General features: G+C 35.3%; 18 protein-coding genes. 8 read left to right on the top strand and 10 right to left on the bottom strand.

The annotated features are described in order from the left end of the window. Nucleotides 1-5 precede the first annotated feature (5 nt). Nucleotides 6-2,378 carry a hypothetical protein gene (locus tag ACO05K_RS16300; protein ID WP_421945490.1) on the top strand — a complete coding sequence of 791 codons (2,373 nt, stop codon included), beginning with the start codon at nucleotides 6-8 and terminating at the stop codon, nucleotides 2,376-2,378. Between the two features lie 364 nt (nucleotides 2,379-2,742). On the opposite strand, the gene ACO05K_RS16295 is transcribed toward ACO05K_RS16300, so the two are convergent. Further along, nucleotides 2,743-3,609: an aldose 1-epimerase family protein gene (locus ACO05K_RS16295; protein ID WP_421945489.1), complete on the bottom strand. Its 867-nt coding sequence runs from the start codon at nucleotides 3,607-3,609 to the stop codon at nucleotides 2,743-2,745. Between the two features lie 54 nt (nucleotides 3,610-3,663). Further along, nucleotides 3,664-4,917, bottom strand: a complete 1,254-nt coding sequence (pepT, locus tag ACO05K_RS16290; protein WP_421945488.1) for a peptidase T — start codon at nucleotides 4,915-4,917, stop codon at nucleotides 3,664-3,666. 59 nt (nucleotides 4,918-4,976) lie between these two features. Between pepT and ACO05K_RS16285 the strand changes: the two genes are divergently transcribed. Genes ACO05K_RS16285 through ACO05K_RS16275 form a run of 3 tightly spaced genes read left to right on the top strand, consistent with a single transcriptional unit; the run spans nucleotide 4,977 to nucleotide 8,091 of the window. After that, a complete protein-coding gene (locus ACO05K_RS16285) occupies nucleotides 4,977-5,708 on the top strand; it encodes a hypothetical protein (RefSeq protein ID WP_421945487.1) in 732 nt (243 codons plus the stop codon). A gap of 24 nt (nucleotides 5,709-5,732) precedes the next feature. Further along, complete coding sequence (locus tag ACO05K_RS16280) at nucleotides 5,733-7,472, top strand: M14 family zinc carboxypeptidase (RefSeq protein ID WP_421945486.1); 1,740 nt, start codon at nucleotides 5,733-5,735, stop codon at nucleotides 7,470-7,472. A gap of 4 nt (nucleotides 7,473-7,476) precedes the next feature. Then, nucleotides 7,477-8,091 (top strand): rhomboid family intramembrane serine protease, encoded by a 615-nt coding sequence (locus ACO05K_RS16275; RefSeq protein ID WP_421945485.1) that lies wholly within the window; start codon nucleotides 7,477-7,479, stop codon nucleotides 8,089-8,091. Here ACO05K_RS16275 and ACO05K_RS16270 read toward each other — a convergent pair. Then, entirely contained in the window at nucleotides 8,074-9,039 is a 966-nt protein-coding gene (locus tag ACO05K_RS16270; protein ID WP_421945484.1) for a hypothetical protein, read from the bottom strand. The genes ACO05K_RS16275 and ACO05K_RS16270 overlap by 18 nt on opposite strands. A gap of 220 nt (nucleotides 9,040-9,259) precedes the next feature. Next, complete coding sequence (locus ACO05K_RS16265; RefSeq protein ID WP_421945483.1) at nucleotides 9,260-10,396, bottom strand: hypothetical protein; 1,137 nt, start codon at nucleotides 10,394-10,396, stop codon at nucleotides 9,260-9,262. Between the two features lie 79 nt (nucleotides 10,397-10,475). On the opposite strand from ACO05K_RS16265, the gene ACO05K_RS16260 reads away from it, so the two are divergent. Then, nucleotides 10,476-11,519, top strand: a complete 1,044-nt coding sequence (locus ACO05K_RS16260; RefSeq protein WP_421945482.1) for a dipeptide epimerase — start codon at nucleotides 10,476-10,478, stop codon at nucleotides 11,517-11,519. On the opposite strand, the gene ACO05K_RS16255 is transcribed toward ACO05K_RS16260, so the two are convergent. Continuing rightward, nucleotides 11,485-11,619, bottom strand: a complete 135-nt coding sequence (locus ACO05K_RS16255) for a DUF6358 family protein (protein WP_421946300.1) — start codon at nucleotides 11,617-11,619, stop codon at nucleotides 11,485-11,487. The genes ACO05K_RS16260 and ACO05K_RS16255 overlap by 35 nt on opposite strands. Before the next feature lie 184 nt (nucleotides 11,620-11,803). Beyond that, nucleotides 11,804-12,121, bottom strand: coding sequence for a rhodanese-like domain-containing protein (locus ACO05K_RS16250; RefSeq protein WP_290242978.1), 318 nt, complete (start codon nucleotides 12,119-12,121; stop codon nucleotides 11,804-11,806). A 162-nt stretch (nucleotides 12,122-12,283) separates the two neighbouring features. On the opposite strand from ACO05K_RS16250, the gene ACO05K_RS16245 reads away from it, so the two are divergent. From ACO05K_RS16245 to ACO05K_RS16235, 3 genes are all read left to right on the top strand, one after another. Continuing rightward, complete coding sequence (locus tag ACO05K_RS16245; protein WP_421945481.1) at nucleotides 12,284-13,408, top strand: DUF4407 domain-containing protein; 1,125 nt, start codon at nucleotides 12,284-12,286, stop codon at nucleotides 13,406-13,408. Between the two features lie 231 nt (nucleotides 13,409-13,639). Then, the gene (locus ACO05K_RS16240) at nucleotides 13,640-15,472 is read left to right on the top strand and encodes a M61 family metallopeptidase (RefSeq protein ID WP_421945480.1); all 1,833 of its coding nucleotides are present in this window, start codon (nucleotides 13,640-13,642) and stop codon (nucleotides 15,470-15,472) included. A gap of 30 nt (nucleotides 15,473-15,502) precedes the next feature. Beyond that, entirely contained in the window at nucleotides 15,503-16,810 is a 1,308-nt protein-coding gene (locus tag ACO05K_RS16235; RefSeq protein ID WP_421945479.1) for a M20/M25/M40 family metallo-hydrolase, read from the top strand. Nucleotides 16,811-17,019: 209 nt separating this feature from the next. Here the strand turns inward: ACO05K_RS16235 and ACO05K_RS16230 are convergent, their stop codons facing one another. The 4 genes from ACO05K_RS16230 to ACO05K_RS16215 form a co-directional block, all read right to left on the bottom strand. Continuing rightward, nucleotides 17,020-17,514 carry a GNAT family N-acetyltransferase gene (locus ACO05K_RS16230; RefSeq protein WP_421945478.1) on the bottom strand — a complete coding sequence of 165 codons (495 nt, stop codon included), beginning with the start codon at nucleotides 17,512-17,514 and terminating at the stop codon, nucleotides 17,020-17,022. Next, nucleotides 17,511-18,074: a thiamine pyrophosphokinase gene (locus tag ACO05K_RS16225; RefSeq protein WP_421945477.1), complete on the bottom strand. Its 564-nt coding sequence runs from the start codon at nucleotides 18,072-18,074 to the stop codon at nucleotides 17,511-17,513. The genes ACO05K_RS16230 and ACO05K_RS16225 overlap by 4 nt, the downstream gene beginning before the upstream one ends. Nucleotides 18,075-18,110: 36 nt before the next feature. After that, nucleotides 18,111-18,737 carry a thiamine phosphate synthase gene (locus tag ACO05K_RS16220; protein ID WP_421945476.1) on the bottom strand — a complete coding sequence of 209 codons (627 nt, stop codon included), beginning with the start codon at nucleotides 18,735-18,737 and terminating at the stop codon, nucleotides 18,111-18,113. A gap of 101 nt (nucleotides 18,738-18,838) precedes the next feature. Further along, a complete protein-coding gene (locus tag ACO05K_RS16215; RefSeq protein WP_421945475.1) occupies nucleotides 18,839-21,280 on the bottom strand; it encodes a TonB-dependent receptor in 2,442 nt (813 codons plus the stop codon). Nucleotides 21,281-21,348: the final 68 nt, after the last annotated feature.

Genomic DNA, 21,348 nt, shown 5'->3' with positions numbered 1-21,348 from the left:
ATATAATGATGCGCTTTTTTAAATTTTTTATATCCTTCTTTTTATTGCTGATGTTATCTGTAAGTGGTAATGCACAAGTATTGCCCGCTATCGAAAAGGCGTTTGCTAATTACTCAGATAATACATTTAAAGAAAAAATATATGTTCAATCGGATAATGATTTCTACTTAACCGGGGAGATACTTTGGTTTAAAGTTTATTGTGTAAATGCACAAAATAATAAACCTGCAGCGGTAAGTAAATTGGCTTATTTAGAGATTTTGGATGAGAAGAATAATCCGGTTTTACAGACAAAAATTGCGCTGAAGGAAGGCATTGGAAGTGGCTCAATATTTATTCCTGTTAATTTAAGCAACGGTAATTACAAAATACGTTCTTACACCAACTGGATGAAAAATTTTGGTGCTGAAACTTTCTTCGAAAAGAAAATTACAATCGTTAATACGCTCAATATACCACAGACCGTAAAAGCAGAAGAAAAAAAATACGATTTTCAGTTTTTTCCGGAAGGTGGAGATTTGGTTGAAGGCATTCAGTCGAAAGTTGGATTTAAAATATTAGGACTTGACGGCAAAGGTTTAGATGTTAGTGGTGTAATTGTAAGTAGCAAAGGCGATACGGCTGCTCGTTTTCAATCTTTAAAATTTGGTATCGGAACTTTTAATCTAACTCCTGCACCAAATACAACTTATAAAGCTGTTGCAAAATCGGGTTCAAAAGACATTATTTTTCAGGAATTACCTGTTGCCAGAAAAAATGGCTTTGTCTTAAAAGTTGTAGAATCGAATAATAATTTAACTGCATCTGTTAGTGCTAATTTGGGTGAAGGAAGAATTTATGTAATAACGCATGATGGAAGCAAAATCTTATACTCAGAAACGGGTACTTTATCTGCAGGCAAAGCAAATTTTAGCTTTAACATAAGCAGATTAAAAGAAGGCACAAATTATATAACTGTTTTTAATGGCGAAGGGAAAGCTGTAGCAGAAAGGTTGTATTTTAAAAAGCCTGAAAAAAGATTAAATATAGTTACAACCACCGATTTAAATAGTTACACCAGCAGGCAAGCGGTAAATGTTGATGTATCTACAGGTATAAATGAAAAATTAAATGAAACAGCAAGTGCTTCGGTTAGCGTTTACCGAATAGATTCACTTGATGTTAAGAATGAGATAAACATCGAAAATTATTTCATGTTGTTTTCTAATTTGAAAGGTAATGTCGAATCTCCCGGATTTTATTTTCAAAGCAATGATACGAACGCTAAAGAAGCATTAGATAATTTGATGATAACACAAGGCTGGAGAAGATTTGACTGGGACAAAATATTATCGAATACAAAGCCAAACTTTAAATATTTACCAGAGTACAACGGGCATTTAATCTCTGGTAAGATTAATGATAAAAACGGAAAACCGGTAAAGAATGTATTTACTTACATGGGCGTTCCAGGCAAACGGATTCAGTTCTATGGTGCTTCCAGCGATAGTACTGGTCATTTTCTATTCAATACTAGAGATTTTTACGGGCAAAATGAAATTGTTTTGCAGCCTAATTACGAATTAGACAGTACTTTGCAGGTATCATTGAATAATCCATTTTTCGAAAGCTATTTGCCTTTTAAATACGGAACGTTAAATGTTGGAGCGAACCAGTTAAGAGATTTAAATACCAGAAGCTTAAACATGCAGGTTCAAAATATTTATGCAGGTAATAAATTAAGACAATTTTACACACCTGATATAGATAGTTCATCTTTTTACCTTAAGCCGTACAAAACTTATAATTTAAACGATTATACCCGTTTTAGAACGATGGAAGAAGTTTTGAGGGAATACGTTGCTCAGGTTTTTGTGTACAAAAAACAAAAAAGATTTCACTTTCATATTTTAGGCGAAGAAGCGATGCTCGATCAGGAAATAGACCCTTTAGTATTACTAGATGGGGTACCATATTTTAATTTGGATAGAGTTATTAATATCGACCCTTTAAAAATCGAAAAACTTGAAGTTTTTAGAGAACGTTATTATTTTGGTCCGTTAAGTATTGAAGGTATTTTGAGTTTTAAAACACCCAAAGGCGATTTAGGAGGAACCGAGATAGACCCGCACGCAGTTGTTTTAGATTACGAAGGAATGCAGTTGCAACGAGAGTTTTATGCACCAAAATATGATTCAGCACAGCTAAAAGCGAGCAGAACACCCGATTTTAGAAATACTTTGTATTGGTCGCCAGAGATAAACTTTGATAAAAATGGTAAGGGTAAAATAAATTTCTATACTTCCGACCAAACTGGTTTATACATTGGTGTTATTCAAGGCATAAGCAACTTGGGCTTACCCGGCAGCGGAACATTTAGTTTTGAGGTTAAAAAATAACTTAAAAGCATCATAACTCATTTTTACTCTGCAAATAACTTGTAGCGCAAATGCTGTGCGATTAGGTTTGGGAAGTCCCGCCAGTACTACTTCCGATGAAAAGTCGGAATTCGATATGTTTAGGCTGTTTAACAACGTGTTGTACTTTTTTGAGGGGTTTTTGATGCAGAGGCTGTTGTAAATAAACCCGATAGAAGCGAGCACGAAGCCCGATTTAAGCACAGTATTTATTATTTTTAGCTGTGTAATGCTTGTTTCACAGGTCTAATCGGGCGAGTAAAGCGGATAGCGGGACTAAATGTTCCGAAGAAAACAGCGCTTTCATTTCTAAAAGTTATTATTCTTTTTAGCTATTAAGCTAAGCTTAAAAACATTCTACTTCCCAGAATCTTTTCCAGCTTTTTCCGGTTTCCAGTTTAATAATTCCTTCTTTTTGAATAAGTTTTTGATTGTGATCAACGCTATCGGCAACACCACACCATGGCTCTAAACAAATAAATGGCGCATCTTTGGCGGCCCAAATTCCGAAGTAAGGGAAGTCATCAAAATGAAAATGTAACCCATAATCGTTTTTGGTGTTAAGTAAGCTTATACAATTGCTTTGCAGTGATTTAAAAACAAGCGCATCATCATAAAAAAGATCGTGTTTTAAATTTAAGCGATGTCTACTCAGCTCAATCGTTTCAGTTTCTGTGGATACAAGTCCATCTTCCAGTTTCCAATAGGTTAGTCTTTCGTCCTCATTAAAGGCTAAATAATAATCTTCATATTTAGTATCTGGCGTATTTGGAACTGCAAAGGCTGGGTGCGCACCGATTGAAAAATATATTTTCTTTGTGTCGATGTTTTTAACCGTGTAATTTAAAACGAGTTTTCTCTCAATAAGTTGATAGCTCAATTTCAGCTCAAACTTAAAAGGGAAATTTTTAAGCATTTCTTCTGTAGATGTTAAGGTAAAAAATGCTTCTGTATCGCTCGTTTTCTCTGCAGCGAAATCATAATCTCTGGCAAAACCATGGCGAGGAAGTTCATATTCTTTATCCTTAAAAGTATAACTGTTGTTTTTTAACGAGCCAACAATCGGAAACAAAACCGGGCTATGCTTTGCCCAATAATTGGCATCGCCATTCCACATATATTCGATGCTTGTTTCCTTACTAAACAGGCTTTGTAATTCAGCGCCTTTTAAAGCAATTTCAGCTTTTAAAAAATCGTTCTCTAGTGTTACCATTTATCATTAAAAATAAACAATTGAATTAAATTGTATTGCATTTATATAAATCAATTAACTGTTTTCTTCCCAAATGCAGGCAATGTTAATAATGGTTTGCACAGCTTTTTCCATATCCTGAACGCTAACCCACTCTTGCTTACTGTGAAAAGCGTGTTCTCCGGCAAAAATATTAGGACAAGGTAAACCCATGTAAGATAAACGCGAACCATCGGTTCCGCCACGAATGCTTTGTTTTTTTGCTTTAATTCCTGCTCTTTCTATCGCCAATATACCATACTCCACAACTTTAGGGTATTTATCTAAAATCTGTTTCATATTTCTATATTGCGCTTTTACGTTTAAGTTGTAATTAGAATTCGGATAATTTTTCAATACTAATTCTGATACTTCTTTTATAACGTTGGCATGCGATTGAAGCTTTTCGTCGGTAAAATCGCGGATGATGAACTGTGCTTCAGCATGCTCTACCTGCCCCTTAATGCTTACCGGATGAATAAAACCTTCTTTAAATTCAGTTGTTTCTGGCGTTAAACCATCTTTTGGAAGTTTATCTAAAATTTCGGCAAGTATTTTTATCGCACTTTCCATTTTCCCTTTTGCAAAACCAGGGTGACTGCTTACTCCATTAATGGTTAACCTTGCACCATCGGCAGAAAAAGTTTCATCTTCAATTGAACCTAAAGTTTCACCATCTATTGTGTAGCCAAAATCAGCAGCTAATTTTTTAAGGTTAGCTTTATCAACGCCTCTTCCAATTTCTTCATCAGGCGTAAATAATATTTTTATTGTACCGTGCTTAACTTCTTTGTTTTGTGCAAAAAAAGCAGCGGCTTCCATAATTTCTGCAACGCCGGCTTTATTATCTGCACCTAAAAGTGTAGTGCCGCTTGCTGTAATAATATCATTTCCTAGCTGATTTTGTAAATCTTTATGCTCAGCTAGTTTTATAATTATCGACTCATCATCTGGCAAAATAATATCGTTTCCGTTATAATTTTTATGAATAATTGGCTTAACATTTTCGCCGCTACAATCTGGTGATGTATCCATATGCGAACAAAAACAAATTACAGGAACGTTTTTATCAGTAGTTGCAGGAATGGTTGCATACACGTAACCATTATCGTCCATGTGCGCATCTTCAATGCCTAATTGTAGTAACTCTTTCACTAGCTCAATTGCAAGATTTTTCTGCTTCTCTGTTGATGGACAGGTTGGCGATTCGGGATCAGATTGCGTATCAATCTTTGCATATTTAATAAATCTATTTTCTAAAGATTTGTTAAAGTTTTGATAAGTATTCATTTTCCAAAGTTAAAAGTTATGGATGTTCAATAAACATATTATTTTTGTAAAAAAACAATATGATTTTCAAGTCACTAAGGATTATATACTTTTCTATTTTTTTATTAGCTGTAGCCAATTTTTCATCTGCGCAATCTAATTATTTTAAATGGTCATACGGTTTTGGTGCAGGGCCTAATTATTCTAAAACTGACGTTCAGGAAGGCAATTGGGGCTATACAATCTATGGTACAATCGATCATCATTTTACTCCTTTTTTAACAGGTGGTTTAGAAGCCCAATATGGAATGGTACAAGGTGGAGATATTGAAACTGATTTACATAACAGACAGTTTGTAAATAAATACAATGGTATAAATGCTAATGTTAAGCTAATGCTTGGCGAGCTGATAGACTATAACAAAACAAACTTTTTGTATAGCATTAGAGGCCTGTACGCAGGGATTGGTATTGGAGCTGTTAAAAATAAAATTACTGATATTGTAAGGTATAAGCCAAGTTGGGCAGCTTACGATCCAGGATATGGGCCTTTTCCAGGTAAAGATAAAGGTGTAGATTTATGGGTACCTATTAACTTCGGGATGAACTTTTATATTAATGATGGTTATGGTTATGTGCGTTATGTTATTAATGTAAACGCACAAGGGAACTTTACTTTTGGCGAAGGTTTAGATGGTTATAATGACCCATCTACCAAGTTTAAAAACTACGATCCTGATACGTACAATGTTTACAGTGTAGGCTTAAAATATTACTTCGGAAATATCAAAGTTTACAGAAAAACACTTTAATTGCATCCAATCATTCCTTTCAACATGAGAAATATTTTCGTGTTTTGTTTGTTGCTTGCGTGTTTGTCAACTTTTGCACAACAAACACCTTATGAGAATAGCAGCAAAAAAGAAACTACCACATATAAAGCTGCTATAGAATATTATCAGGCGTTAGCGAAAAAATACCCGCAGGCAAAACTACAAACTTATGGTACAACTGATTTTGGCTTGCCATTGCATTTAGTTATTTTATCAAAGGATAAAATTTTTGAGCCATCGGCGGTTAAAAAAGCAAATAAGCGTGTCTTGCTGATAAATAATGGCATTCACCCGGGCGAGCCTGAAGGTATCGATGCATCTATGATGCTTGCCCGTGATTTGTTGAAGAATAACAATCTGCCTAAAGATGTAGTAATCTGCATAATTCCTGTTTATAATATTGATGGAAGTTTTAACAGAACGGGTACATCAAGGGCAAATCAAAACGGACCAGTTGCTTACGGTTTTAGAGGGAATAGTAAAAACCTCGATTTAAACCGTGATTTCATTAAAACTGATTCTAAAAACTCGGCAGCTTTTCAGTTGATTTTTAATACGTGGAAACCAGAGGTATTTGTTGATACACATACAAGTAACGGTTCGGATTATCAGTATGTAATGACTTTAATTCCGACTCAGAAAGATAAGTTAAATTCAATATTATCATCTTATTTAACCACAACATTAGTACCCGATTTATATAAAGGCATGGCGCAGGTTGGCTATCCAATGGTTCCATACGTTAATTCTATTGGTGAAACACCAGAAAGTGGAATAGCGGGTTTTATAGAATCGCCAAGATATTCTACGGGATATGCAAATTTGCACAACTCGATAGGTTTTATGCCTGAAACACACATGCTAAAATCTTTCGATTTACGTGTTGATGCTACTTACAAACTTTTAAAAAACTATGTAAATATAGTACAACGTGATGCAAACCTAATTGGAGAAAATAAACGCAAAGCGGACGAATTTATAGCGAAGCAAAAAACTTTTCCTTTAGAGTGGAAACTGAATCGGGAGCAATTTGACAGCATTTCTTTCAAAGGTTTTGAAGGTGCAAAAAAGCCAAGCACTATTAGCGGATTTGATAGGTTGTATTACGATAGAACAAAGCCATATATCAAAGCCATAAAACAATGGAATAATTATGAGCCTTCTGCTAGTATTGAAAAGCCGATTGCCTATATCATTCCGAAAGCATGGGATAAGGTAATTACACTTTTAAAGCTTAATAACGTAAAACTGAATGAACTTAAGAATGATGTTAAACTGAATGTGGAGAGTTACTATATTGCCGATTTAAAAACTGGTGCTCGTCCGTATGAAGGTCATTATTTGCACAATTCGGTGAAACTTAATCCGGTGATGCAGCAATTGCAATATTACGCCGGGGATTTTGTGGTGTATGTAAATCAACCAGAAAACCGTTATATTGTTGAAACGCTGGAGCCACAAGCAACAGATTCATTTTTTAACTGGAATTTTTTCGATTCTATATTAGATATGAAAGAACACTTTTCAGCTTATATTTTTGAAGATACAGCTACTGAACTTCTGAAAAATAACCTAGCATTGAAAACAAAGCTTGAAGAAAAAAAGTTAAGCGATACAAGCTTTGCTAAAAGCGGCTCAGCGCAATTAGATTTTATTTATAAAAATTCAGATTATTACGAGAAAACACATAACAGATATCCTGTGGCAAGGTTAATTAAAGGTGTAAAACTCGACTTAAAATAATATTATGGAGTATTTTAACATGGCTCCCGTAGCCTCATTAATTTTTGTTTTTACGGTAATAACCAGCTTATATGCATTTTACGATAATAGCATTTATGGCAAATTTATGCTGCATCCGTATAGCGTATCAAAGGGTAAAAACATATTTACATTAATTACAAGTGGTTTAATTCATGCCGATTGGATGCACTTATTTTTTAACATGTTTACCTTTTATGCTTTTGCTTTCACGCTGGAAAGGTTAATGGGAAGCTGGCAATTTGGTTTGCTTTACTTTGTAGCATTAATTTTAAGCGATATTCCTACCGTTTTTAGATATAAAGATAGTTTTAATTATAATAGTTTGGGTGCTTCTGGTGCAATTAGCGCCGTGCTTTTTAGTTATATATTATTCAATCCAATGTCTAAAATTTACATCATGTTTATCCCTATCGGGATTCCAGCAGTGATTTTTGGATTTCTATACTTAATCTATTGTGCTTACGCTTCTAAAAATTCCAGAGATGGCATAAACCACGATGCTCACTTTTATGGTGCACTAACGGGTTTAATCTTCACTATAATTTTTGTTCCGGGTATTCTTCAAAACTTTATCGGTATTTTAACCGGCAACAGGTAAGCAAGGATTTTCAAAAAAGCTCATGGGTTCATCAGGGTTTTTAATAATCTCGAAAACTACATAACCCCATGGTTTCCAGAAATTTTCGAGCACTTGCGCATAGACCTTATTTTGCCAAACATCAAATAATGGTTTACTCATATTTCCACGTAACGGCATCGCTTCTATGTAAGTTGTACCTTCAACGGGCATAAAGGTATATTCGGGTAGTCTGTTAAAAAGATAAGCTGAATAATAAAACCTTGCGGTTAGTTCTTCAAATTGTTCAGCTGATAGAGTTTTGCCTTTAATCTCATTCAGTATTTCCTGATGATAACGATTGTTTGTTCCATTATCTTGCAAGCAAGCTATAATCCCAAAATCTTTAAATTTTAGAGAGAATGTTAACGTATTAATTTCATCGCGAAAGCTAAAAGGCGTTTCTGTATTTTCCAGCTTTACCACATTGATAGACCATGGGGTGAAATCTTCGAACTCAATACTAGTGTAGAGATTCTGTAACATGAAATTCAGATTGGCAAATTTCATCATTAAAGATTGAGACATGTTCAGCCCATCAGCAGTCATTTCTTTACGCAGTGCCCCATGCATTTCTGTATATACAAATCCATATAGAAACTTTCCTATCCAGTTAAATAAATCGAGTTCGCTTAATGCTGAAATAGTTTCATAACCGCCTTCAAAAGCTTTTTCAATTTTGTTTTCCAGCGGATTTAGAAACTGCTCGTTAACTTCTGCATTTACCGGAATGAAAATACTGTTATACGAACGAATACTTTCATCTAAAAACTGTATTTGCTCTTCGCCAGTTAAACCAGCCTGCTCCAATAACCATTTTGGAATTAATGGAATTTGTATAATGGGGGATTTAAATGTATTTCCGCTCAGGAAGCAATTTTTATAAAGAAAATCGAAATTTTTGAAAGGATTGTATAAGCCGGTATTCATCACTGCAATATTAACCATTATAATTTTATGGCTTAGCAGCGATGAATTATTTTAACGTTTGGATTACAAGGTGAACTGTTTATTCTAACGCTGTTCCTATCCGCTATGGTCTGTGGAGACACAGACCGAGGCGTGGCTTACCATCGGCAATTGTTCCTCCGATATGTGTACTCAGGCGACTAAAAAATCTTCGAACATCTCTCTTTGTCTGCAGGAAAACCTAATAGTTATTGTAAAAATAGCTTATTGCGTTTACCAAATCACTGTAAATTGGCTTTGTAAATTCAAGAAACAATGCATCTGGTGGCGGCGGAACAACTTCCCTTCTTCTGGTCATTGCTAATTGTTGCTTGGTTAATGCTCGGTCATCACCTTTATAACTAGCCCAACTATCAACCCAAACATATGTACCCGGAAACTTTTGCTGACGAACAATTTTTTTACTTTGCCAATCGCTTATAGTCATATCCAATAAGCCAGAAGAAGAAATATTTTTTTCGAAAATACTTAGCGTTGCTTTAACTGTTCCGTAAATGGGTTTTCTTTCACGTGTTTCGCCAATTACAACACTATCTCGTTTTAACTTTTCTACACGCTCTTTAACGTAGGTTTGACCCACGATAAAATCGTCAAAATTTAAGCTTAATACTTGGTCGGGCACAATTTTTTGTTTGGTCGCTTGTTGTTCAGAATAAAAAAGTACGAATTTATTTCTTGAGTAGTTGCCCATAAATTCATCAATCTGTTGTTGGAAATAATCTCCGCTAAGTTTATATAATCTGCTGTTCACAAAAATTGGTTGCACTACAACTCTGGTTACCGCAATCCAATACGCATCATCCATTTTGGCTTTAACATCTTTATAGTTTGCCTGCAAATTTTGAACTTTTTCAAATTCGTAATAAGCCTTTTTAGCCGACTGGCGATTATTTGCACTTAAGTACTGAATACCTGAATTATATCTTGCTGTAGCGGCATTGTATTTACTTTCATCAATTTCTTTAATGTATTTTGATGGATTTGGAATAACAGTTAAACAAGCCGGGCAGCTATTAATCTCTTCAGCAAGCTGATTGATTTTCTGATAATTGTACATTACCGTCTCCCATCTATATAAATCATTTGATAGCTTACTCTCGTTAATCTTTCTTAAATGATCCTGCAATGCAAAACCATAAGCAGTTTGTAAAACACTTAATGCCTCGCTGTTTTTTGGTGAGTTTTGTAGACGGCTTACAGCTTTTAAAACTGAAGCATCAAAATCGCCTTTTTGTAAGGCTTTTTTTCCTGTGGTACATCCTCCAATAAATATTAAGGATAAATAAATAAAATACCGTAATCTTGAAATGTTTTTCATGGCAGGAATGGTTTGCGTTAATAAAACAAATATACTTCTGTAGAGCTAATAACTCTAATATTATAATAGACGATTGATAATGAAAATAAGTTGCAAGCAGTTTGAATTAGAATTAAAACATCCTTTCTCAATTTCGAAATTTACGCGTACTAGTACACCACTTATGCTTTTGAAAATTGATTTCGAAGGTTTTACAGGTTATGGAGAGGCATCTATGGTGCCGTACATGGGCGAAAGTTACGAGAGCGCAAATGCATTTTTGAAAATGTTTGATTGGAACAAAATTCAATACCCTTTCAACTTCGAAGAAATTATCGCCTATCTGGATAGTCTTGCTCCTGGTCAGCCGGCAATAAAAGCCGCAATAGATATTGCCTTGAACGACCTGAACGGGAAAATTTTAGACAGGCCTTGTTACGAAATTTACGGTGCAAATCCAGATAAAATGCCGGTAACTTCTTACACTATTGGTATAGATACTCCGGAAGTTATTAGAGAGAAACTTAAAGATGCAGAAGCCTTTAAAGTAATTAAGGTAAAACTTGGACGAGATAACGATAAGGAAATTATAGAAACTATACGAAGTATTACGGATGTACCTTTGTATGTTGATGCAAACCAAGGGTGGACAGATAAAATAAAGGCCATCGATTTAATTTATTGGCTACATAATCAGGGTGTGGTTTTAATAGAGCAACCTATGGATAAAAACAATATCGATGGAAATGCCTGGTTAACTGAACGTAGTCCGATTCCATTATTGGCAGATGAAGCGATGCAACGACTGGCAGATATGGATAAACTAAAGGGTGCTTACCACGGCATTAATGTAAAGTTGATGAAAAGCTGTGGAATGTATGAAGGCCATCAAATGATTTTGAAAGCTCGCTCTTTTGGTATGAAGGTTTTGATTGGCTGTATGAGCGAAACCAGTTGCGCTACTCTTGCTGCTGCGGCGCTTGCTCCGCTGTGTAATTGGGCAGATTTAGATGGGCCTTGGTTAACGAAGAATAATCCGTTTGCTGATCCTGATTTTGAGAACGGAAAATATATTTTGAAAAATTTACCTGGTTTAGGATTAGAAGGCGTTACTCCGGATCTTTTTCCCCATACGTTTTCCTAATCTGTTTCATTAACTGGACTTTAAAGTATAGAAAACAAGCTGCCGTACCCACAAGAAATGCACCTGGCAAATATTTATGGTTATTATAGCACCAAACCACACCCAAAACCGAAAGGATAATGGCAAGGTTGTAAAATATATTTAAAGCAAATTTTTTACCCACGGGTGAAATTATTGTTTTTCTAAAAGATTAATGTACAAGAATCAAATTTCAATTATCAAACCCGTTTAGCTTAGGAATGCAATTCGCAAAGTTTGATAATTGAAATTTTATATTGGTTATTTTAATATACCGGCATATTCGGGTCATAAGCTTCTTGCCAAGCCAAAATACCACCTTTTAAGTTATATAGATTTTCGAAACCATATTGCGATTCTAATTGCATAACGGCAGCAGCACTTCTTTTACCACTACGGCATTGAATAATAACCGGTTTATCTTTCGAGATTTTATCAGCCTCAATTAATATACCACCCAAAGGGATGTTTTCTCCATCAAGGTTAGAAACCTCGTACTCAAATGTTTCTCGAACATCAATTAATTGGAAATCTTCTTTATTGTCGATTTTCTGCTTTAGTTCCTGTACTGATACTTCTTTCATGTGAAATTTATTTTTACAAACTTATATAAATTAGTTCATGGCTACAATAATGCTTTTTCTTATAACATTTTAATTACGGTGGCTAAACATTTTGATAGTAAAATATTTAGCTTAGAACTGTAACAACTTAAACCTTTGGGCGTTTAACTATAAAATATTTTTATGAACAAGCTTAACCGATTCTTTTGGTTTTGTTCCGGTGCCCATATCCCGACACTGGAAAAATATTCTACTGAGCAAAATAAATATACAGGCATTGGTGCAACTATCTTTTTTACGGGCTTATTTGCTGCGTTATCTGGTGGTTATGCCATGTATTTTGTTTTTAAAGGCGATGACTTAGCGGTAATTTTTGCACTTATCTTTGGCTTCTTGTGGGGAGCCGCAATCTTTAATATGGATAGATACATCGTATCGAGCATAAATAAAAGTGCATCAACCAATAAGCAAATACTGCAAGCTACACCTCGAATTCTATTGGCAATAATGATTGGTATCGTAATTTCCAGGCCAATTGAATTGAAGATTTTTGATAAGGAAATAAAAGAACGACTAAAAGTTAGTTACCTGAACGGTCAGCGGAAAAAAATTGACACGCTAAATAAGGCTTTTGAAAAAAAATATCAGGTAGAATTTGGACGTTTAAATCAACAAAAAGCAACAAGAGATAGCTTAGAAAAAGGAATTAAAGCCGATAGACAAAAACTTAATTTCGAGATTTTTGGCAATAAAACCAACGAAACCTCTGGTGTTATGGGTTATGGCCCGTATGCTAAAAGGAAGGAAACGGAAATTAAGCAACGTACAGCAGAGCTGGATAGCTTAAAGGCAAATATTAATAAGTCAGAAGCTTTTGTTGATAAACGAAAAGAATTTGATGGTTTATTTACTGAAAAATTATACACCGCAAAACAGTTGGATAGCCTTTCCAATATTGCAGGTTTCGCCGATAGAAATTCAGCGCTTGGTCAGCTTTCCATAAATGCCGATGGTACAAAAGATACCAATACAGCAATGGCTGTAACGTTTATTGGGTTGCTATTTATTTTCTTTGAGTGTTTGCCGGTTTTTGTAAAACTTATGAGTGCCCGTGGACCATACGATTATGTTACTGCCGACGGCGACGAGGCCGATATCTACGAATCTAAAAAACATAAAGATTTTAGGATGGAAGTTGCCAATAACATCCACGAAACCAGAGTTGATTCTGAATCGTCTAAAAGAAAAGAAATCATCAAAGGAAAAGCTTACCGCGATTTAGAAAAATACGACTGGGATGGGGAATAGATGATGTAAAATGGAATATGTGAGATGGATGATGTAAAATGGGGATGTTAACTTATAAGTTGGATTTTTCCATCAACCATATTACATCTTCCATTTATTGATAATTCATCTTCCATTTTTCGTATTTTAAGGCCATCAAATTATTCGTATGAAACCATCATGATTTTTCAAACCACGCAGTGGGATGAACAAATCCGATAGCTTCATCTCCACTAAAAACATTATATATAGATGAAAAAAATTATTGGAGCTGTTGTAATGACGCTCTTATCAATAGGGGCTTCTGCACAAAATGAAATCAGTTATTCTGTTTCGTTTCCAAATGCGATTCATCATGAAGCTCAAATTTCGATGCAAATTCCGAACGTTCCGGCAGGGAAGTTAAAGGTCAGAATGAGCCGTTCATCTCCAGGAAGATACGCTACGCATGAATTTGGCAAGAATGTATACAATTTAAAGGCTTTTGATGAGAACGGAAAGTTGCTTAAAATTAATCAGCCGGCAGGCGATGAATATGAAATTGCAGAACATGGTAAAAACATCAAAATAACCTATACACTTTTCGGGAATTGGATAGATGGCACTTATGCGGGTTTTGATGAAACGCATGCCCACATGAATATTCCTGCAACATTTGCTTTTCCGGTAGGTTTGGATGCCCGTCCCCGATTGGTAAAATTTAATTACAACGAAAAGCAAAACTGGAAAGTTGCAACTCAGTTAAAGCCAATGGGAAATAATACATTTTATGCTGGAAATTTTCAGTATTTTATGGATAGCCCAACCGAGATTGCTAATTATAAATCGGCCAGTTGGCAATTAAAAAACAAAGATGGTAAACTGCAAACCATTCATTTGATTTCGCATTCAAAAGACGAACAAAAAACCATAGATAATTATGCAGAAATGCTTAAGAAAATGGTTGATGAACATTACGCCGTTTGGGGTGAATATCCGGTTTACGATTATGGAAATTATTATTTCCTGCATGATGTTTATCCTGATTATGCAGGCGATGGAATGGAGCATAGAAACTCGACAGTTATTGTTCAGCGCACACCAAAAATCGAAGGCTACGAATCGAACCTTTTAGGTACATTCTCTCACGAATTTTTTCACAGCTGGAATGTAGAAAGGCTTCGTCCGAAAACATTAGAACCATTTGATTTTACACATTCTGATATTAGCAATGAACTTTGGCTAGCTGAAGGCTTTACACAATATTATGGCAATTTACTTTTAACAAGGGCAGGTTTTAAAACGGCTGACAATGCTGCTCAGACTTTTAATGGTTTGGTAAATGCAGCTGTTAACTCGCCTGGAGGGAAAAACTTTTCGCCAATAGAAGCAAGTCGTTATGCAGTTTTTGCTGATGCAGGAGTTGCCATCGACCAAAGCAACAAAGGAAACATATTCCTTTCTTATTACACTTACGGCGCTGCAACAGCTTTGGCGTTGGATTTAAAACTTCGTGCAGATTTTAAGCTTACGCTTGATGATTATATGCGGGCACTTTGGAAAGCTTACGGTAAGCCGGAAATTGCTTACACAATTCCAGATTTGGAAAAAACATTAGGTCTGTTGACTAAAAATCAGGCTTTTGCGGCTGATTTCTTCAAAAGATATATCTACGGAACAGATAAAAATGATTACGCAAAATTGCTGTTAAATGCTGGTTATGTATTACGTAAAGCAAATGCCGGAAAAGCTTATACAGGAATTGGCAGGATAACTTTTGAGGATGGTAAAGCAATTGTTCCGCAAACTTTAACAGGTACACCAGCCTACGATGCAGGTTTGGATTTTGGTGCTTTACTTTTAACGATTGATGGTGTCGAAATGAAAGACCAGGCAGCATTAACGAAGGTTACAGATGCGCACAAACCCGGAGATGTAGTTGATGTTACTTATAGCTATCACGGAATTGCGAAGTCGACAAAACTTACTTTTACAGAAAATCCAATCTTAGAAATCTTATCAATTGAAAAAACAGGTGGTAGTTTGACTAAGGACATGCAGAGTTTTAGAGATAATTGGTTAAACTCGCAGGTAAAATCAAAATAAAGAATTAAATAGACATACTAATAAACATAAATGAAAAAGATTTTCCTTTTTGCGCTAGCCGGAATGGCAACTTTGCAGCTAAGTGCACAAAATATCGATAAAATTATAACTCGAGAATATACCGACAATTTGATTAAAACTTTAAGTAGCGATGCAATGGAAGGCCGTGGTACTTTTACGCCTGGCATTGATAAAGCTGCAACTTTTATCGAATCAGAATTTAAAAAAATCGGTTTAAAACCTTTAACGGGTGAAAGCTCTTTCCGCCAGACTTTTTATAAAATGAGGTTAACACCTGAGCCAACCAAATTGGTTATTGATGGCAAAACTATTCCACAGGAAAATATTTTAGTTTGGGCAAAATCTCCATCAATTATATTTGATCAGACAAACGCTGATGGTATAATAAAACTAGATACTACAAAAACCTTTGCAGCTCAATATCGCTTGCTAAACCGTCCGGGTAAAAAGCAAATTGTTTTGGTTGATGCAAAATTTGCAGCTGATTTTAAGCGTTATAAATCCTTTTGGAATCGTGGTGCTGTTCTAGATGAAAAAGATGCTCAATCGCCAACGCCAGATGCGACAATTTTTGTATTGGGTCTAAATGAAGCAAAAGAATTTACCGCTGAAGTAAAAAACAAAGTAGAAAAACTTTCTTTATTCAATGTTGCAGGCATGATTCCCGGCAAATCGAAAGAAAAAGAACTGGTTGTGTTTTCAGGCCATTATGATCACTTAGGAATAACTAAATCAGTAGAAGGTGATAGCATTGCAAATGGTGCGGATGATGATGCTTCAGGAACTACAGCGATGATTGCATTGGCAAAGTATTATAAAGCGCAAAAAAATAATGAACGTACCTTAATTTTTGTGGCTTTTACAGCTGAAGAAATTGGTGGTTTCGGCGCAAAGTATTTTTCTGAGAAGTTAAATCCTGATGATGTTGTGGCGATGTTTAATATTGAAATGATTGGAAAGGATTCTAAATTTGGTAAAAATTCAGCTTTTATTACAGGTTACGATAAATCAGATTTCGGAAAAATTTTACAGAAGAATTTAGCGGGAACCGAGTTTACTTTCCATCCGGATCCTTATAAAGAACAAAATTTATTTTACAGAAGTGATAATGCAACATTGGCTGCTTTAGGTGTACCGGCACATACAATTAGCACCGACCAAATTGATGTTGACAAATTTTATCACACGGTGAAAGATGAATACAGCACTTTGGATGTAGAGAATATTTTATCAACAATAAAAGCGATAGCGAAAAGCGCAACTTCTATTGTTAACGGAACTGATGCACCAACCAGGATTCCGAAGTTGAAGCAATAAGGAGTTATTTAAAAGCCACAGGTTTACAGATTATATGAATTTTGATTTGTAAATCTGTGGCTTTCTTTTTACAATTCGTCATTGCGAGGCATGAAGCAATCTACTTTATAAAAATCTTTTCATTTGGTCTGTGAAGACACAGACCAGGGCTTGAGTTTTAATCTGCAAATCTGTGGCTTTTTTTTACGGCCGTTTTAGGTATTATCACATTAAAACGTATACTCCATAACATAATCATCCATAAAATAACCATCCCCAATATCAAGTTTTACTGATTCTTTAATATTGAAACCAGCTTTAAGATAGAAATCTTTTGCCTTATTGTTTTTATTTACATTGAGTTGCAATGCAGAAGCCCCGATGTTTTTTACCTGATTAAAAACCTCATTAATTAAGATTTTACCTACGCCCTTTCCATTTGCAGATGGCAAAACATAAAGTTTATGCAGTTTGTAAATGCGCTCTTCGTGGTTAATTATAGAGTATCCTGCAAAGCCATATTGTTTTTCACCATCTTCAGCAATTAAGAAAATATGGCCATCCATAAGTTGTTTTATCAACTCTCCGCGATTATACATTTTCTTCAACATATAATCTATCTGTGCTTGTCCAATAATTTCTAAATAGGCAGTCGGCCAGGTTTCAGCGGCTATGGATCGGATGATTTCAATATCTTCCTCTTTAGCTTTTCTTATTGTAATCATAACAATGGTTCACTAATAAAAATTGGGCTGCCAGAAAATGTAAAGTCAACAAAACCGTCATTAACAACCACAAAAATTTCTTCTTCTGTTTGCATTAAGTTGGTTACTTCTAAGTAAGAATTTCCATGGATTAAGAATTCACTTCCGGCAGGTTTCCAAACTGAAAACCCAGATTTTATTTGATAATGTTTAGCCCTTTCTGTAAATACGACTAAATTAATTTCATCTTCAAAACCAGCGAATTTTTCTAAATCGAATTTTGCGGTAATTACATTTACAGCAGGATATTTTTCGCCCACAAGGTGATTCATGGCTACCATAAAGGCATCAGCCGGACCTTGAACAATCTTTGTGTCTTCCTGCACTTGCTGGTCATTTCCGTTAATCAAAACATCAACCTTTAAGCCAAGAGAAATAATTTTATCGTAATTATCTCCATTAACCAAAAGCGTTGGGCTCCACTCCAAAAGCTGACCCAAAAGTTCCTCATTAAAGTTGCCAAGCTCATCAATATACAAGGCTGGCTCTTGTTTTTCTTTTACAATATGGTGTGAAGACATATTGCGAAGATAAGTTAATTTCAGATTTTTCGAAATTTAAAGCAGAGCGTAAAAATCCTGATATGCCTGAATAAAATCATCAGCATTATTAATTGCACCAGCCACTGCAATGCCATGAATATTAGTTTGCATTAAGGCTTCAACATCGTATAAAGTAATTCCGCCAACGGCCAAAATTGGCAAATTAATTCCCTCTTCAGTTAATTTATCAGTTGCCTTTTTATAGTCTTCAAATGTTAGAACCGGATATTTATTCGGCTTAGTTTCGCTTATTGCGAATGGTCCAAAACCGGCATAATCTGCACCTTCTTTTGCTAAGCGAAGCAAACCATTAACAGTATTCGCAGAACCGCCTAGAGTTATGTCATCACCAACAAGTTTTCGCAAAGCGATGAAATCTGCATCCATATCTTCTATATGAAATCCCTGTATATCGGCTTTGCCATTTAAATGGATGTGATTGGTTACGATTAAAGTTGTGCCCCAGTCATCACATATTTCAGCGATTGTGTTAATCTCTTGCATAAGTTCAGCATCAGCTTTGCTTAAGCAGCGATATTGAATCCATTTTGCACCAGCTTCACAAGCAAGTTGCACTTGCTCTACGTGAGAGAAATTTGGAATATCGTGAGTGATGTAATGGAGTTTTTCTATGTATTTCATAACACTGTTATTTGAATTCTACGTTAAATCGTCATTGCGAGGTACGAAGCAATCTCACTCATAAGATTGCTTCGTGCCTCTCAATGACGGATAGATTTTTCTTAAAACTTAACGTTCAAATTTAGCAAGAAATTAGTGCCTGCTTGGGGATAATAAAAGTTTTCAGTGATTCTGCTTCCACCTAAAAGATAGCCGTAGGTATAACCATTGCTTTCATACTTTTTATCTAAAAGATTATTTACCAGTAAGCCCAGGTTTACATTTTTTACACCAGCAAATTTAAAATCGTAACCTAAACGGGCATTACTAACCCAATAACCGTTAATGGTTCTGTTGTTATTTTGCGTGTTATCTAAATACTGTTTGCTTACATATTTACTTTGTAAAGCTATTGCGAAACCTTTAACAGGTTTATACACAACTTCTCCAAAAAGCACTGCCGAAGGAGAATACGAAATATCAGTTAGCTCATAATTATTTACAACCTGACCGCCGTTATCATAATCATCATAATATTCTGTAAAGTTTCTAATCTTATTTCTGCTAAATGCTGCATTCGCATTTAAGGCGAAAAATTTATTGATGATGTAAGAACCGTCCAACTCCAATCCTAAGCGATAACTTTTATCTACATTCTGGCGGAAGTTACCGCCCGTATCGTTAATTTTTCCGGTTACCACTAACTGGTTTTTGTAGAACATACCATAAGCATTTGCACCTAAATTAAAGTTGCTGTTTTTAAAACGGTAACCAAATTCAACATCGTTAAGTCTTTCGGCTTTTGGAAATGTACCAATTGCTGCATCTGTATAATCATTACGATTTGGCTCTTTGTTGGCTACACTAAACGATGCGTATAAATTACTTTGCGGATTAATAAAATAAGTTGCTCCAATTTTCGGATTGAAGAAGTTAAGTTTATCATTAATAGATAAAAAGTTCAACTTATTTTCTGTTCCTAAAATATCGTAATACACGCGGCGGTACTGTAAATCGGCAAATAAACTTAAAGCCTCAACCGGACTATAATTTACTTTTCCATAAATGTTAAAGTCGGTTTTAAAACCTTCGTTGTCGTAATAATGTCTATCAATATTTCCGTTTGATGCATATTGCGCCCAGATAATCTGTCCGAAATGCGCACCCTTGTATTCATTGTATGCACCACCAAGCGTAAAGTTTAAGTTCTTTTGCGGCACATAGTTAAATGCGTAGGTTACGCCATAAAAGTCGTTATCTAACCATCTGCGACGAATTAAATCTGTACGCGAAATTGTTGTGCCACCAATTACAACAGAGCTTAAACCATAATCACTTAACCTGTTATTTGCTCTGTATTCTTCATAATAACCTTCACCTTGTGTATAATGCAAAGCGCCGTTGAAGGAGAAATTATCAGAAATCTGTCTCGCATAAATTAACTGATAATGATTTTGCCAGTAATTATCTGTTTGATTATTGTAAGTGAAACTATTGTAAGTCCTTCCAGAATTTAAGAGGTTAGCAGCATCTTCATCATTTAGTTCGTTTCTTGCTATATATGCTTTCATGCCCGCAACGTCATTGTTCAATCTCGACTCTGGAATTCCATTCCACGATTGATAGGTTTTCTCTGCACCAGCAAAAACGTTAATGCGAAGTAAATCTTTATTGCCATGGTAAGCTCCAGATAAGAAATAAGATTTAAGAAGCGATGAACCTCTATCTACATAACCATCAGAACTAATTCTCGATAAACGGCCATCAAAACTGAATCGATTGTTTATTAAACCTGTACCAACTTTTACTGTGTTTTTCCACGTATCGAAACTACCATAAGTGCTGTTCACCTCTGCATAAGGTTCTACTTCGCTGGCAGTTGTTTGAATGTTTAAACTTGCACCAAAAGCACCAGCACCATTCGTAGATGTACCTACACCACGCTGAATTTGAATGTTATCAACAGATGAAGCAAAATCGGGCATATTAACATAAAATGTACCCTGGCTTTCACTATCGTTAATTGGAATACCGTTAACCGTTACATTTATTCTGCTGTTATCGCTACCACGGATGCGAATTCCTGTATAACCAACACCTGCACCAGCGTCAGAATTTACAACAACACCGGGTGTGTTTTGTAAAATAAAAGGCAAGTCCTGCCCGAAGTTATTTTCCTGAATTTCTGCTTTGCTTACGTTTTTGTAAGTTGTTGCCGATTTTTCATTCGCCCTGGTTGCTCTAACTACAACTTCATCGGCAAGAAAATTTTGAGCAATTAAGGTAATGTTTAAATTCTCGTTCTGATTTAAATTAACAGAACTTTCGGTGGTTCTAAAACCTAAATAACTTGCTGTAATTACATGCCTACCAGATGATAAATTGCCGATTGTGAAATTTCCATTTTCATCAGCAGAAACCGTAATTTTTGTGTTTTTTACCTTAATTGTTGCGCCAGGTAATGCTTTTTGATTGTTGTCTGTTACTTTTCCGGTAACAGAAAATTGTGCCAATGCAAAGAAAGGCAGCATTGCAGTTAAAGCTGCAAAAAGTAGTTTTTTCAATGTTTTTGTTTTTAGTTAAACCCATCGGAAATAGGGGTACTCCCGATTTCAGTTAAACTTCCATAACT

The organism is Pedobacter sp. (assembly GCF_965227205.1).
Lineage (GTDB): Bacteria > Bacteroidota > Bacteroidia > Sphingobacteriales > Sphingobacteriaceae > Pedobacter.
This window is presented reverse-complemented; position numbering and strand designations above follow the sequence as displayed.